This window comes from Sorangium sp. So ce726, from assembly GCF_051521405.1.
Taxonomy (GTDB): domain Bacteria; phylum Myxococcota_A; class Polyangia; order Polyangiales; family Polyangiaceae; genus Sorangium.
Map to the genome: position 1 here is coordinate 10,194,168 of NZ_CP150349.1, position 13,911 is coordinate 10,208,078.

General features: G+C 70.0%; 14 protein-coding genes. 10 read left to right on the forward strand and 4 right to left on the reverse strand.

The window, feature by feature from the left end; genetic code table 11:
- Positions 1–395: 395 nt before the first annotated feature.
- On the forward strand, positions 396–959 hold the full coding sequence (locus WME79_RS37985) for a hypothetical protein (RefSeq protein WP_437525223.1): 564 nt from the start codon (positions 396–398) through the stop codon (positions 957–959).
- A 329-nt stretch (positions 960–1,288) separates the two neighbouring features.
- On the opposite strand, the gene WME79_RS37990 is transcribed toward WME79_RS37985, so the two are convergent.
- Positions 1,289–1,921, reverse strand: coding sequence for a hypothetical protein (locus WME79_RS37990; protein ID WP_437525225.1), 633 nt, complete (start codon positions 1,919–1,921; stop codon positions 1,289–1,291).
- Positions 1,922–2,060: 139 nt separating this feature from the next.
- Here WME79_RS37990 and WME79_RS37995 point away from each other — a divergent pair, with 139 nt between their 5' ends.
- From WME79_RS37995 to WME79_RS38005, 3 genes are all read left to right on the forward strand, one after another.
- Entirely contained in the window at positions 2,061–2,567 is a 507-nt protein-coding gene (locus WME79_RS37995) for a hypothetical protein (RefSeq protein ID WP_437525227.1), read from the forward strand.
- A 133-nt stretch (positions 2,568–2,700) separates the two neighbouring features.
- Positions 2,701–4,356, forward strand: a complete 1,656-nt coding sequence (locus tag WME79_RS38000) for a hypothetical protein (RefSeq protein WP_437525229.1) — start codon at positions 2,701–2,703, stop codon at positions 4,354–4,356.
- A gap of 139 nt (positions 4,357–4,495) precedes the next feature.
- A complete protein-coding gene (locus WME79_RS38005; RefSeq protein ID WP_437525231.1) occupies positions 4,496–5,086 on the forward strand; it encodes a Uma2 family endonuclease in 591 nt (196 codons plus the stop codon).
- A gap of 51 nt (positions 5,087–5,137) precedes the next feature.
- On the opposite strand, the gene WME79_RS38010 is transcribed toward WME79_RS38005, so the two are convergent.
- Both WME79_RS38010 and WME79_RS38015 read right to left on the reverse strand, forming a co-directional pair.
- Positions 5,138–5,968 (reverse strand): EI24 domain-containing protein, encoded by an 831-nt coding sequence (locus tag WME79_RS38010; protein ID WP_437525233.1) that lies wholly within the window; start codon positions 5,966–5,968, stop codon positions 5,138–5,140.
- Positions 5,969–6,140: 172 nt separating this feature from the next.
- Positions 6,141–7,106: a hydrogen peroxide-inducible genes activator gene (locus WME79_RS38015; protein WP_437525235.1), complete on the reverse strand. Its 966-nt coding sequence runs from the start codon at positions 7,104–7,106 to the stop codon at positions 6,141–6,143.
- A gap of 132 nt (positions 7,107–7,238) precedes the next feature.
- Between WME79_RS38015 and ahpC the strand changes: the two genes are divergently transcribed.
- Positions 7,239–7,802 carry an alkyl hydroperoxide reductase subunit C gene (gene ahpC / locus WME79_RS38020; RefSeq protein WP_437525237.1) on the forward strand — a complete coding sequence of 188 codons (564 nt, stop codon included), beginning with the start codon at positions 7,239–7,241 and terminating at the stop codon, positions 7,800–7,802.
- A gap of 85 nt (positions 7,803–7,887) precedes the next feature.
- Positions 7,888–9,465 (forward strand): alkyl hydroperoxide reductase subunit F, encoded by a 1,578-nt coding sequence (gene ahpF, locus WME79_RS38025; RefSeq protein ID WP_437525239.1) that lies wholly within the window; start codon positions 7,888–7,890, stop codon positions 9,463–9,465.
- Positions 9,466–9,493: 28 nt separating this feature from the next.
- Here ahpF and WME79_RS38030 read toward each other — a convergent pair whose 3' ends face one another.
- On the reverse strand, positions 9,494–10,396 hold the full coding sequence (locus tag WME79_RS38030; protein WP_437525241.1) for a LysR family transcriptional regulator: 903 nt from the start codon (positions 10,394–10,396) through the stop codon (positions 9,494–9,496).
- A 148-nt stretch (positions 10,397–10,544) separates the two neighbouring features.
- On the opposite strand from WME79_RS38030, the gene WME79_RS38035 reads away from it, so the two are divergent.
- The 4 genes from WME79_RS38035 (at position 10,545) to WME79_RS38050 (ending at position 13,910) form a co-directional block, all read left to right on the forward strand.
- Positions 10,545–11,168 (forward strand): glutathione S-transferase family protein, encoded by a 624-nt coding sequence (locus WME79_RS38035; protein ID WP_437525243.1) that lies wholly within the window; start codon positions 10,545–10,547, stop codon positions 11,166–11,168.
- A complete protein-coding gene (locus tag WME79_RS38040; RefSeq protein WP_437525245.1) occupies positions 11,165–12,166 on the forward strand; it encodes a flavin-nucleotide-binding protein in 1,002 nt (333 codons plus the stop codon). The genes WME79_RS38035 and WME79_RS38040 overlap by 4 nt, the downstream gene beginning before the upstream one ends.
- Before the next feature lie 137 nt (positions 12,167–12,303).
- On the forward strand, positions 12,304–13,776 hold the full coding sequence (locus tag WME79_RS38045) for a sensor histidine kinase (RefSeq protein WP_437525247.1): 1,473 nt from the start codon (positions 12,304–12,306) through the stop codon (positions 13,774–13,776).
- Positions 13,773–13,910 (forward strand): hypothetical protein, encoded by a 138-nt coding sequence (locus WME79_RS38050; RefSeq protein WP_437525249.1) that lies wholly within the window; start codon positions 13,773–13,775, stop codon positions 13,908–13,910. The genes WME79_RS38045 and WME79_RS38050 overlap by 4 nt, the downstream gene beginning before the upstream one ends.
- The last annotated feature ends 1 nt before the right edge of the window (position 13,911 follow it).

Here is a 13,911-nt window from a genome sequence, read left to right on the forward strand (position 1 = left end):
CACGACGAAGCCTGCGCTCGATCTCACCGTGTCTGGGCGCCAGGTGGCGCTCCACGCCTTGTGCGATGCGACGAAGCGGCGGCAGCGTAACGCGCCGCCTTCGGCGCGATCCGCATCCGCGACGAGCCGTGAAAATTTCTCTTTACCCGCTCACACGTAAATGTTATCCATGTTACTATACTCTGCAAGTTCCACGATTTCGTGAGTCCCCATCCAAATGGGAGGTCGGTGCAGAGTTGCGCTCTTCGGGCATGGAAACACTACCCGGGCCGGATCGGGCGCGAATCCGATCAATCCTTTGCTGACATACGATATCCACACCTGAGCATCAGTATCCACGACTACAAGCGATATTGCGCGTGGTACACGCGCACTGCGTTCTCCAGAGGGGTGCCGTGACGAAAGCCAAAAATTTTGCCGCCGGATTCGCCGTTGCCTTCATGCTTGCCACCGTCTCAGACGGCATGGCGGAGGGGTTTCGCTATTCTGCATTCAACTGCTACGGCATGAATATGCTCGGTCACAAATCCGGCGTTTCTGAAGCTGCCGGCATATTCGATCCTTACAACAGCGACGGCTACAGCGCATACTGCCCTCACACGAGCTCAGTGAGCTTTCCTTTAACTGACGTTGAGACCGTACGCCTTCAGTTCTATATTCCTACGGCTCAGGGGGGTGACAATGGCGGTGCGAAGGCCTGCGTGAGCTGGGCGTACACTTCAGGCGGAACGTCATACTACAACGTCGCATGCGATTATGTCGTCCAGTGGAGTGGAACTGCCACAGGTGGACAGGAATTGCTTCTGCGCAATACAACCTACCACGATCTGGACACGTGGCACAATTATCCGAGTGCGTTCTCTTATGTCATTGTTTACTCTGGTGGGGACTACGGTGAGGGCACTCCGCCATGGATAGAGGGCGCCACGTTTGTTGGATACAAGGTTTCGGACAGCTAGCCCCGACTGTCCGTAGGGCCCGTTCGCCTCGAATCTTTCCTCGATGAGGCACGCCTGCTCCCCTACACTGACAGAGATAGGGTAGCGCACCAAAGCCCTGCTGGCGCTTCAATCGGAGTGGCAGCGAGGCGACGTCTTCCATGGCGCGATGGGGAGGCCCACGTTCTCTAGCCAAACGAGCGAGTCGATTTCTCGTGGTCGACGCCGAGCCCGCGTGAGCGAGCGTCGATGACCCGCGAATCGGGTGCGTGCGGTAGCACCCGAAACAGGTGCCGGTGGGCCGTGACCGCCCCGGATGATGTTAGTGGCTCAGACAGCCGAGCTCAATATCATCTGCAGTCGGTAAAAATAACAGTCGACGAGATCCCCTCCGTCTGCCCCGAAGGCACCTTCATCATGGCCTCCACATCGCATCGGACGGAGTAGCGTGCCTGCGCGACCTGTGTGACGTGTTGCGTAGCGGCCTGCTGGCTGGACGACGCGATCTCGGCCATGCAGAGGTGATCCTTGCACTGCACGGATTGAACATCGAAGCCGAACTTCTTAGCCATCGTCGCCAGATCGGACTGCAGCCCTCGCACGGCTTGCGAGCCCCATGCGGAGTCTGGCGGCATGACAGAGAACTCGTCCACTATCGATACAAATCGCTGCAGTGTTTTCTCTTCCGCGACGTCGTCCACCACGGCCGGCCTATCTTTGGGTTCACCCGTGACCTGGGATTCCGGCTCATCCGCTGGTTGCCCTGCATCCTCGGCGTTCGCCAGCGCTCGCTCGACGAGAGCCAGTCGATTGTTCAGCTTCACGATCTCTGCGCCTGACGCTTCCACGGATGCAGGACGATCCGGGGGCGCCTTGGCGACGCGCGCGGCGTCCCGCGGACCAGGGGACCTGAGCTGGCCTACCAGAACCGCTGCGGCGATGCCCGCGCCCACACCCACCAAACCCACAGCCAACGTGCTCACTCGCGACATCAACAGTCTCCTGACATCGGCGAAAGCTCGCAGCGGGAAATAAGCAATCGCCAGAAATTTGTGCCATGGCTTACCAGGACATCGATCGGGCGTCAATCACCTCGCGAGGGCGGTTTGCTGGGGCATCGACGTGCACCGCGAGCATTGCATCGGAGAGGCCCCTCCGGAGGCGGCCCGCGCGGCGCTCGGCGAGCAGGCGCTGGCAAGGCTGTTCCCGAGCGGGCTCACCATCGTCAAGGCCTCGCCGACCGCGGAGGCAGGGCAACGCGGCGCGCGCCGCGCGGCTCCTCGCCGCGGAGCCATCGATCGGCGCGTTCCAGGAGGGGATCCCGGCGTCGGGCAAGACGACGCTGCTCCACAGGACGCAGCGATGGATCGAGGCGGGCAGGGAGCTCCTGGCGATCGAGCACAGGCGGGACGAGTTCGCCACCGGGGAGAAGACGGCGCCGGCGACCAGGGCGACGATCGCCGCGACGCGCAGCCAGGATTCCGGGTCGTCTCCGCGGTGCTCTCCAACCTGGAGCTCTCCGGCGCTGCGGCCGAGGCGATAGAGACGATCCGCGGGCCCGCGCGGAAGGCCTCGGAGCGGGCTGGAGAGCGGTGTGGCGGGGCAGGAAACGCTCCTGGTCCGGGTTGACGTCGCGAGGGGGGATGCGACGATGGCCGCAATGCGTCCTCGCCGTCGACTCGCCGCACTGCTCCCGCTTCTGTGCGTGCCCTCGCTCCCGCTCGCTCTCGCGGGCTGCCAGCAGATTCTGGGCATTCATGACGTGAGCGACGATCGGGACACCGGCAGGCCCGACGGCCAAACGTCTCAAGGGAGCGGGGGCGCGCCCTCCGGGGCAGGCGGCGGCGAGGTCGGTGGCGGCGACGCTGGCGGCGGCGATGCCGGCGGCGGCGGTCACGGCCCTGACGTCATGGATCTCGCGCTCATCGTCCTGACGCCCAACGTCACGGTGCCTCTCGGGGGGAAGAACCTTGTCGAGATCGAGATACGCCGCACTGGCGGCTTCGATGGGGCGGTGACGGTGGCCGCGGTGAGCCCTCCTGCGGGCCTCGTCGTCGATCCCATCACGATCGCCGCCAAGGAGACGAAGGCCGAGATCGTGGTAGGCGCCGAAGCGCCGCTCGCCCTGGGCAACACGATCTCCTTCACCCTGGCGGCGACCTCCGGCGCCCTGGAGAGCACCGCCGCCGTGACGAACGCGGTCGTGACCGGCCGCCCCGGCTCCCTGGACGCCACGTTCGGCGTGGCGACGGGCATCGCGCCGGTGCGCTTCGGGAACGACGACGGCGGCTATTTCACCGATATCGAGGTGGTCGGCGAGCGGATCGTCGCGACCGGCTGGGGCGTCGGCGGCCTCGGCGGCTCGTCGATGAAGATCGCGCGCCTGACCAGCGCCGGCGCGCTGGATCCCAGCTTCGCCGACGGCGCGATGCTGTCGACGAGGATCGGGAGCAGCTCGGGCTCCGATGCCCAGTCGTACGCGGTGGGGCACCAGGTGGACGGCAAGATCATCGCCATCGGCTGGCACGAGATCCCGGAGCCGCGTGACATTCTCCTCTGGCGCGTCGGCGCGAATGGCGCGACCGCAGACCCGAATTTCGGCAACAACGGCAAGGCGCTGGTCGACACGGGCGGCGAAGAGACGGTCGTGGACGGGCTCGTCCTGGCCAACGACAAGATCCTCGTCGCTGGCGCTCGCGACGCGCGCATGATGCTGGCGCGCATCTCCTCGAATGGGGCGCTCGACACCACCTTTGCCGCGCCGAACGGCTTCTGGGCGCTCGACCGCAGCTCCACCGCGAGGTCGGTGGTCGTCGACCGAGAGGGCCGGATCCTGGTCGTGGGCGAGGTGGACGTGGGGGGTGAGTCCGACGGCATCCTCGCCCGCTTCCTGGCCAACGGGCAGCCCGACACCACCTTCGGGACCGGCGGCCAGCAGGTCTTCGGTGCGTCCGGGATCAGCGAGCGTACGGCGGCGATCGCCGTCCTCGACGATGGCCGCATCCTCGTGGGCGGCAGCGCGGGCAAGGACGGGAGCGCCGACTTCGAGGTCCGCCGCTTCCTCGCGAGCGGGGCCGCCGACCCGAGCTTCGGCGCGTCGGGCGTCGTCGCGCTCCCGATCACCGACGGCGACGACGTGGCGCAGGACGCCATCGTGCTCCCCGACGGCCGGATCCTGGTCGTGGGCAATGCGAGCGGCGGCGCCACGCCTGGGCCGGTGCTCGCGCGCTACCTGCGCGACGGCAGGCTCGATCCCAACTTCGGGGTCGGCGGGGTGCTCTCCTTGTATATCGGCGACTCCGGCGGCATCCACCGGGCCGCGGTCTACCCGGGCCAGAAGGTCGTGATCTGCGGCGCGAACCAGGGGGGTGTGCCAGGTCCAGGGACGTACGGAATCGTGGCGCGCCTCTGGATGTAGCGCTCATCCGCACCGAGTCAGGCTCCAAGCGGCGGTCGCCGTCGTGGCGCCGCGTCGATGAGCGCCCGGACCGGCGCGCCGACTTGGCCCTGCTCCTCGCTGCCTTGCCCCGCCGCCCACCCCCGGGCAGGCTTCGGGCATGGGGCAGCCCGCCGAGAAGCAGCGCCGAGCCACGTACGCCGATCTCGAAGCCGCCCCGCCGAACAAGGTGGCGGAGCTCATCCGGGGCGTGCTCCACGTCCTGCCCCGCCCGGCGCCGCGCCACGCCAACGCGAGCTCGGTCCTGGGGATCAAGATCGGCGGCCCCTTCGGCCTCGGCGATGGTGGGCCAGGCGGCTGGTGGATCCTGGACGAGCCGGAGTTGCACTTCCCCGACCCGGACGCGCCGGGCGAGATCGACGCGCTCGTGCCCGACCTCGCCGGCTGGCGCCGCGAGCGCATGCCCGAGCTGCCCCAGACGGCCCACTTCGCGCTCGCTCCGGACTGGATCTGCGAGGTGCTGAGCCCGTCGACGGCGTCTGTCGACCGTGAGGAGAAGATGCCGATCTACGCGCGCGAGGGCGTGCGTCACGCATGGCTGGTCGACCCGATCGCACGGACGTTGGAGGTCCTCTCGCTCGTCTCGGGCCGGGGCTGGGGGCCCGCCGCCGTCCACCGCGACGCTGCGCGCGTGCGAGTCGAGCCCTTCGAGGCCGTCGAGCTCGATCTTTCGGTGCTCTGGGCGACGTAGCAGACCGCCGTGCCGTTCAGTTCCCGGCGCCGCGGCCCGGGCAGCCCGAGCTCAGCGCGGCGCTCGCTGCGTGGCCTCCCACTGCTCCAGCGTGACGACGAGTCGAGCCGCCCCGAGGACGCCGGCCGGGAGCACGATGAGCAGGGCGCAAGGCAAGAACGAGAGCAGCGCGAGGCCGAAGCCGAAGCCCATCACCGCGGCGAGGTTCCGGCGCACGAACTCGATCCGCTCTGCCACAGGCACGCCGCGGATCGACAGCGGGCAGTCGCAGAGGTCCCAGGCCCCCCCGAGCGCCGTCACCGCGAGCTGGAGCGGGACGACAACCACGTTCGCCGGCGCGAAGAGGAGACCCACGACGCCGAGGACGATGAGGATCGGGAGCGTGAAGGCGAGCGCAACGAGCGACGACTGCAGCGCGCGCCACATGTCCGCGAAGAAGCCGACCTCCGGCCACGGGGGCGCCCCGAGATCGGCCTCGGCCCTGCGCACCATCCGCTCCAGCGCGGTCCCCGAGAGCGGCTTCGCGAGCCCGAACGAGATGACGAGGGCGGCCACGAGCACCACCGCGAGCGAGAGGATCCGCAGCACGACCATGAGCACCGTCCAGAGCCCCCCCGTCCCCGGCTCCTTCACGATCAGCTCGACGAGCGAAGGCGCGAGCTTCACCCCGACGATGGAGAGCACGACCATGAGCACCAGCGCGATGCCCGTGGGGACGAGCGCGAGCGGCCAGAGGTCCGGCGTGCGAAAGAGGTAACCGTAGCCGCCCAGCATGGCCTTGAGGCCCGCGCCGAAGCCGGGGCGTTCGAGCGGCACGAGCTCCGCGGGCGGGCGCTGCGCGGGCGCCGTGGGAGAGCCGCGGGGAGCATCGGGGGTGATCATCCGGCCACGAACGTTCCAGCGGTCGTGCATCCGGTCAACACCTTCCGCGCGCTGGCATCCGCCTCTGGACGAGCTTCCGCCGGCGTTGCCGTGAACGCGGCCCCTCAGCTCCCGCCGGCGTTGCCGTGAACGCGGCCCGTTCGATGCGTGGATAACCTCCGAACCTGCGTCGTCAGCCCGCGGGGGGCAGCGGATCGAGCACGCTCCCGCCCGAGGGCGAGGGCCCGAGCGCGTGGCCGAGGTGTTCGCGGATCGCGGCCGCAAGCGCCTCGGTGACGCGCCTGCGCAGCTGAGTTCGCGACGTGACGAGCCCGATCTCCCGGAGCGGGATCGGCCGGGCGAGGGGCCGCACGCGGTCGCGGCGCTTGTCCGGGGGCAGCCCCTGCGCCACCAACGCGGGGAGCACGGTCGCTCCGAGCCCGGTGTCGACCAGGCCGATCAACGTCTCGAAGCTGCCGCTCTCGAGCTGAACGCCGCGCGGGGGCCTCGCCTGGCCGCTCCTGCAATACGAGAGCACCTGGCTCCGGAAGCAGTGCCCCTCCGGGAGCACCCACAGCTCGCGATCGCTGAGGTTGGCCTGCGTGACCGTCTTGCGGTCGAGCAGCGGATCGCCCTCGGGGAGATAGGCGACCATCGCCTCGTGTCCGAGGGGCGTCTCGCTCAGCCCCGGAGCGTGGAGCGGCGTCGCAGCGAGCCCCGCATCGAGGGTGTCGGCGGCGAGCCGCTCGATGATCTCCTCGGTCTTCAGCTCTTCGATGAACAGCTCGATGCGGGGGTGTGCCTTCACGAAGGGATCGAGGAACAGGGGCAGCACGGTGGGAGCGAGGGTCGGGATGATCCCCAGCCGGTAGCGCCCCGCCGGGGCGTCGTCGCCGGCGACGATCTGACCGAGCCGCTCCGTCTCCCGGAGGATCTCGCGCATCTGAGCGATGGCGCGCGCCCCCTCCTCGGTCACCAGGACGGGCTTCTTGCTGCGGTCGAACAGCACGATGCCCAGGAGCTCCTCGAGCTTCTGGACCTGCATGCTGAGCCCGGACTGCGAGACGTGGCAGCGCTCGGCCGCGGTGCGGAAGTTGCGGGTCTGCTCCACCGCCACGGCGTAGCGGAGCTGCGTGAGCGTCACCTGCTCGAGGTCCATGGCCCGGGGAGTATCACAAAAAATGAACGTTTCATAAAATCGTTCGATTGGCACCGCCGGCGCAGAACGACCACGTTGCCTCTCGACGGCGCGGAGGCACGAGACGCCCCGCCCCGAAACGAGGAAAAGAGAATGTCGCTCATCAACACCCGCATCAAACCGTTCAAGGCCACCGCGTTCCACCAGGGGAAGTTCGTGGACGTCTCGCACGAGTCGGTCCTCGGCAAGTGGTCGCTCTTCGTGTTCTACCCCGCGGACTTCACCTTCGTGTGCCCGACCGAGCTCGAGGACCTCGCGGACCTCCACGGCGAGTTCAAGAAGCTGGGCGTCGAGATCTACGGCGTCTCCACCGACACGCACTTCGCGCACAAGGCGTGGCACGACACGTCCGCGGCGATCAAGAAGGTCAACTACCCGCTCGTCGGCGATCCGACCGCCACCCTCTCGCGCAACTTCGGCGTGCTCATCGAGGAGGAGGGCCTCGCGCTCCGCGGCTCGTTCCTCGTGAACCCCGACGGCGTCATCAAGGTCTACGAGATCCACGACCTCGGCATCGGCCGCAGCGCGGCGGAGATGCTCCGCAAGGTCAAGGCGGCCCAGTACGTCGCCTCGCACCCGGGCGAGGTCTGCCCGGCCAAGTGGGACGAGGGCGCGAAGACCCTCAAGCCGTCGCTCGATCTCGTCGGCAAGATCTGAGGCGTTCGGGCGTCGCCGCGCGCGTGGCGCGGCGACGCCCGACACCGCTCGTGACTCGCTCGTATTCGCCGGAAGGAACGCAGCCATGCTCGAAGACTCCATCAAGACCCAGCTCCGCGACGTCCTCGGACGGCTGACCCGTCCTGTCGCGGTCACCGCCTTCGTCGACGACTCGCAGGGGTCGGAGGAGATGCGCGCGCTCCTGCGCGACGTCGCGAGCGCCTCGTCCCTCGTCGAGCTCCACGAGCGGCGCGAGGGCGAAGGGCGCATGCCGTCGTTCGGCATCCACTCCCCTGGCGAGGAGCCGCGCGTGATCTTCGCGGGGCTCCCGCTCGGTCACGAGCTGACCTCGCTGATCCTCGCGCTCCTGCACGTCGGCGGCTATCCGCCGAGGGTGAGCGCAGAGGCGCTCGAGCAGATCGCGCGGCTCGACGGCGAGCTCCTGTTCGAGACCTACTTCTCTCAATCGTGCCAGAACTGCCCCGACGTCGTGCAGGCGCTGAACCTGATGGCGGCCAAGAACCCGAGGGTTCGCCACGTCGCCGTCGATGGCGCCCTCTTCCAGGGCGAGGTCGAGCAGCGGAAGATCATGGCCGTACCGACCGTCTTTCTGAACGGCGAGCCCTTCGGCCAGGGTCGGATGGAGATCGCGCAGATCCTCGCCAAGCTCGACGACGGCTCCGCCGTGAAGAAGCGCGTCGAGGCGCTCGATCAGCGCAAGCCGTTCGACATGCTCATCGTCGGCGGCGGGCCCGCCGGCGCTTCGGCGGCCATCTACGCGGCGCGCAAGGGTCTCGACACCGGCATCGTCGCCGAGCGCTTCGGCGGGCAGGTGATGGACACCCTCGCCATCGAGAACCTCATCTCGGTCGTGGAGACCGACGGGCCCAAGCTCGCGGCGGCGCTCGAGCAACACGTGCGCGCGTACCCTGTCGAGCTCATCAAGCACGAGCGCGTCGAGTCGATCACGCCCGGCTCGCCGTTCGAGCTGCGCCTGGCGAGCGGCGCCACGCTCCGCGCGAAGAGCGTCGTCCTGGCGACGGGCGCCCGGTGGCGCGACATGAACGTCCCCGGCGAGGCCGAGTACCGGACCAAGGGCGTGACGTACTGCCCGCACTGCGACGGACCGCTGTTCAAGGGCAAGCGCGTGGCCGTCATCGGCGGCGGCAACTCTGGCGTCGAGGCGGCGATCGATCTCGCAGGCGTGGTCGGCCACGTCACCCTGCTCGAGCTCGCCCCCGCCCTCCGCGCCGACGCGGTCCTGGTTCGCAAGCTCAAGAGCATGCCCAACGTCGAGATCGTCACGCGCGCGCGCACGACCGAGGTGGTGGGCGACGGGCAGAAGGTCGTCGGGCTCCGCTGGGAGCACAGCGAGACGAAGGAGCAGCGCCAGCTCGAGATCCAGGGCGTGTTCGTGCAGATCGGCCTCCTCCCCAACACCGGGTTCATCAAGGGGACGGTGGAGCTCAACGGCCTCGGCGAGGTCGTCGTCAACGACCGCGGGCAGACGTCGGTGCCCGGCCTCTTCGCCGCCGGCGACATGACGACCACGCCGTTCAAGCAGATCGTCGTCGCCCTCGGCGACGGCGCGAAAGCCGCCCTCGGGGCCTTCGAGCACCTCATCCGCGCCACCGCGCCGGCGGCCTCCGCGCCCTTCGGGTGAGCTCGCTCGATGGTCCGCGATCACGAGCTCAGCAGCTCAGCCACGCCTCGGACCGGAGCCGCTCGACAAGGAAATCGACGAACGCGCGCACCCTGACCGCCGCCCGCCGGCCCTCCAGATGGACGACATGGATGGGGACCGGCGGGGGCTCATGCGCAGCGAGCACGATCGAGAGGCGCCCGGCGCGCAGCTCCGGGCCGATCTGATACGAGAGCACCCGCGCAAACCCCCGCCCGGCCACGGCCGCCGCAATGGCGACATCTGCGGTGTTGACGAGGAGCTGCGATGGCGGAGAGACCTTCTCGACCCCTGAGCCCGACCCGAACGACCACTCGACAGGTGAGCCCGTCAGCGAGAAGTCGATCGTGTCGAGCCGCGCCAGATCGGCCGGCGTCGTGGGCTCGCCCCGCGCGGCCAGGTAATCCGGCGACGCGCAGACCACCCGCCGCACCGAGCCGACGCGGATCGCGCTGAGCGACGAGTCCGGGAGATGGGCTATCCGGACGGCAACGTCGAGCCCCTCATCGAGCATGTCGACGATGCGGTCGACGAGCAGCGTCCGCGCCGACACGCGCGGATGGAGAGCCAGGAAGTCGAAGAGGGCCGGCGCGACGAACATGCGCCCGAACAGGACGGGCGCCGTCACGCCGATCTGCCCTCGCAACGCGGCATGGGACCCGGCCGCGGACGCCTCGGCCTCCTCGATCTCGCCGAGGATCCGCTTGCAGTCGGCGAGGTACCGGGCGCCCGCCTCGGTCAGGCGGACGACGCGCGTGGTGCGGTGGAGGAGCCGCGTGCCGATGCGCTCCTCGAGCGCAGAGATGGCCCGGGTCACCGCCGGCGGCGACATGGACAGCCGCCGCGCGGCCGGCGCGAAGCCCTCCTCCTCGGCGACGGCCACGAACACGCGCATGGAGCCGAGGCGATCCATCGGATTATTCCAGTTTCCGGAATGGTCCCTTGTCAAGGACGAGCATTACCCTTGGCCGCGGGAATGGGCATCCTGGCTCGGCGAGCGCGGGAGCCCCACGCGGACTGTGCCGCTCCCCGCTGACATCCACAGCCGAAAGGACACCTCGATGACCCTCCCTGCCAGCCCCATCCGCCTCTACCGCTATCCGCTCTCGGGACACGCGCACCGCGTGGAGCTGTTCCTGTCGCTGCTGAGGCTGCCGTTCGAGAAGGTCGACGTCGACCTGAAGGGCGGCGCTCAGAAGACGCCCGAGTTCCTGAGCAAGAACGCGTTCGGTCAGGTGCCCGTGATCGAGGACGGCGACGTGACGCTGGCCGACAGCAACGCGATCCTCGTGTACCTGGCCGCGCGGTACGACGCGTCGGGGCGCTGGCTCCCGCGCGATCCGGTGGCGGCGGCGCACGTGCAGCGGTGGCTCTCCGTGGCCGCCGGGCAGCTCGTGGCGGGGCCCGGGGCGGCGCGCGCCGCGAGCGTGTTCGGCCGCAAGCTGGATGTCGAGCAGGCCAAGGGGATCGCCGCCCAGCTCTTCGCGGTGATCGACCAGCACCTCGCGAACCAGCGGTTCCTGGCCGGCGACGAGCCGACCCTCGCGGACATCGCGATCTACACCTACACGGCGCACGCGCCGGAGGGCGGCGTGTCGCTCGATCCGTACGGGAACCTGCGCGCGTGGCTCACCCGCGTGGAGGGGCTGCCCGGCTTCGTGCCGATGAAGCGGGCGTTCTCGTGACCTCCCTGCCCGGGTGGACCAGGGAGGGCTCGCCCTATCACCCGGGCGAGATGGCCGTGCAGGCGCGGGCCGGGGCGCGCGAGCGCGCCGAGAAGGCCGGGCGCCGGATCATCCGGGACTTCATGCCCGACCAGCACCGGGAGATGTTCGCGCAGCTGCCGTTCCTGCTCGTCGGGGCCCTCGACGCAGAGCGCCGGCCGTGGGCTTCGATCGTCGTGGGGCCGCCGGGGTTCATCTCGTCCCCGGATCCGCGGACGCTCGCGGTGAACGCTCGCCCTGGAGCCGGCGATCCGCTCGTCCCGCACCTCGTGGCCGGCGCGCCCGTCGGCCTCCTCGGCATCCAGCTGGAGACCCGCCGCCGAAACCGGATGAACGGGACGATCACCGCGGCCGGCGAGCGAGGCTTCGTGGTCGAGGTCGGGCAGAGCTTCGGCAACTGCGCGCAGTACATCCAGGCGCGAGCGCCGGAGTTCGTGAGGGCGCCGGAGGCGGCTGCCGCGCCCCCGGCGCAGGCGGAAGGGCCGGCGCTGTCCGCCGGCGCGGCGGCGCTGATCCGCCGCGCGGACACGTTCTTCATCGCGACCACGGCGCCGGCCGCGCGGGGAGGCGACGCGATCGAGGGCGCCGACGTGTCCCATCGAGGCGGCAAGCCGGGCTTCGTGCGCGTGACCGAGGAGGACGGCCACGCCGTCCTGACCTCGCCGGATTTCACCGGCAATTTCGCGTTCAACACGCTCGGCAACCTGGAGCTCTGCCCGCGCGCCGGGGTGCTCTTCGTCGACTTCGCCTCCGGCGGGGTGCTGTCGCTGACCGGCGAGGCCGAGGTGCTCTGGGACGGGCCGGAGCTCTCGGCCTTCGCCGGCGCCCAGCGGCTCCTGCGGTTCCACGTGGCCGAGGGCGTCTGGCGGGAGGGCGCGCTGCCGCTGCGCTGGTCGGCGCCGGTGCCCGCGCCGCAGCTCGCGGCGACCGGCTCGTGGGAGGACGTGGAGCGCAGGTGACGCCGCGCCGCGGCCCGCGGGGGCCCGTCCGGGGGAGTTTTGCCCCACCGGGGCGATCCGGGGCGGGCCCGGGCCGATCGGCGTGCGGACGCGCACCTTGAGAATGTGTACGCGTCCTGCATCCTACCGGCGACCTCATGCGGCTCGCCAGCAAGCTCACCCTGGCCCTCGTCCTCGTCATGTGCGCGGCGTTGGGCCTCTACGGCTACCTCTCCGTCCGGCGCGAGCGGGCGCTCTTCGAGGCGGACATGCGGCGCGACGAGCACCTCATCGGCATCGCGCTCCGCGCGGCGGTGGTCGAGACGTGGCGCCGGGACGGGATGGGCGAGGCGCTCCAGCTGCTCGACGAGATGAGCGAACGCGAGGATGGCGTGCGCTTTCGCTGGGTGTGGCTCGACGCGCCGGCCGGGGATCGCTTCGCGCCCGCGCTGCCTGCCGCCGAGATCGCGGAGCTCTCACGGGGCACCGAGGTGTTCCGGATCGAGCGCGAGGGCGACAAGAGCGGGCGCTTCTACACGTACGCGCCCGTCGGGGTGGAGCCCGCGCGCGTCGGCGCCATCGAGATCTCCGAGTCGCTCGAGGAGGAAGAGGCGTACGTCCAGGAGAGCGTGCTCAGCACGGTGGTCACCATCGTCGCCCTCGCGGCGCTGAGCGGGCTCCTGGCGATGACCTTCGGGCAGGTCCTCGTCGGGCGCCCGACGCGGCGGCTCGTCGACAAGGCGCGGCGGATCGGGGAGGGCGACCTCGGCGGGCCGCTGCTCCTGCCGCAGCGCGACGAGCTCGGGCGGATCGCCCACGAGATCAACGCGATGTGCGAGCACCTGGCCGAGGCGCGCGAGCGCGCGGCCCGCGAGACGACCGCGCGCATCGCCATGCTGGAGCAGCTCCGGCACGCGGATCGGCTCACCACCGTGGGCAAGCTGGCGTCGGGGATCGCGCACGAGCTCGGCACGCCGCTCAACGTGGTGGGCGGCCGCGCCAAGATGATCGCGCGCGGCCTGCCGCAGGAGGAGGCGGCGGAGAGCGCGCGCATCATCGCCGAGCAGGCGGACCGGATGACGAAGATCATCCGGCAGCTGCTGGACTTCGCGCGCCGCCGGGTGGCGCAGAAGGCGCCGGCCGATCTCGCGCACATCGCGCGCCAGACGCTGGCGCTGCTGGAGCCCCTCGCCCGGAAGCGGAGCGTGACGCTCCGCCTCGACGAGGCGAGCGGCGGGGCGACGCACGCCGAGGTGGACTCGGGGCAGATGCAGCAGGTGCTCACGAACCTCATCATGAACGGCATGCAGTCGATGAAGCGGGGCGGCGAGCTCACGGTGCGGGTGGAGCGCGCCCGCGCGCGCCCGCCGGCCGACCACGGCGGCGCCGAGGGTGAGCACGTCGCCGTCCGGGTGACCGACGGCGGGGAGGGGGTCGCGCCCGAGAACATCCCCCGCATCTTCGAGCCGTTCTTCACCACGAAGGACGTCGGCGAGGGCACGGGCCTCGGGCTGAGCGTGTCCTACGGGATCGTGCGCGAGCACGGGGGCTGGATCGGCGTGGAGAGCGAGCTCGGCAAGGGCTCGACGTTCACGGTGTACCTCGCGCCGAGCGGGCAGGATGACCGATGATCCGAGGCCGGCGGCCGCGGGCTGAGGGCGAGGGCGCGCTCGGCGGGGCGGCCGCCGCGCCGCGGCTGGCCGCGGGCGAGGCGCTGTACTACGCGAGCGATCGAGGAGAGATGGCGAGCGAGCCATCGAGGTGAC

Bases quoted from the DNA above. Each gene is read 5' to 3' on its own strand.
- WME79_RS38005 (WP_437525231.1), top strand. From the start codon at position 4,496: ATGGGGCAGCCCGCCGAGAAGCAGCGCCGAGCCACGTACGCCGATCTC.
- WME79_RS38010 (WP_437525233.1), bottom strand. From the start codon at position 5,968: ATGATCACCCCCGATGCTCCCCGCGGCTCTCCCACGGCGCCCGCGCAG.
- WME79_RS38015 (WP_437525235.1), bottom strand. From the start codon at position 7,106: ATGGACCTCGAGCAGGTGACGCTCACGCAGCTCCGCTACGCCGTGGCG.
- ahpC (WP_437525237.1), top strand. From the start codon at position 7,239: ATGTCGCTCATCAACACCCGCATCAAACCGTTCAAGGCCACCGCGTTC.
- ahpF (WP_437525239.1), top strand. From the start codon at position 7,888: ATGCTCGAAGACTCCATCAAGACCCAGCTCCGCGACGTCCTCGGACGG.
- WME79_RS38030 (WP_437525241.1), bottom strand. From the start codon at position 10,396: ATGGATCGCCTCGGCTCCATGCGCGTGTTCGTGGCCGTCGCCGAGGAG.
- WME79_RS38035 (WP_437525243.1), top strand. From the start codon at position 10,545: ATGACCCTCCCTGCCAGCCCCATCCGCCTCTACCGCTATCCGCTCTCG.
- WME79_RS38045 (WP_437525247.1), top strand. From the start codon at position 12,304: ATGCGGCTCGCCAGCAAGCTCACCCTGGCCCTCGTCCTCGTCATGTGC.
- WME79_RS38050 (WP_437525249.1), top strand. From the start codon at position 13,773: ATGATCCGAGGCCGGCGGCCGCGGGCTGAGGGCGAGGGCGCGCTCGGC.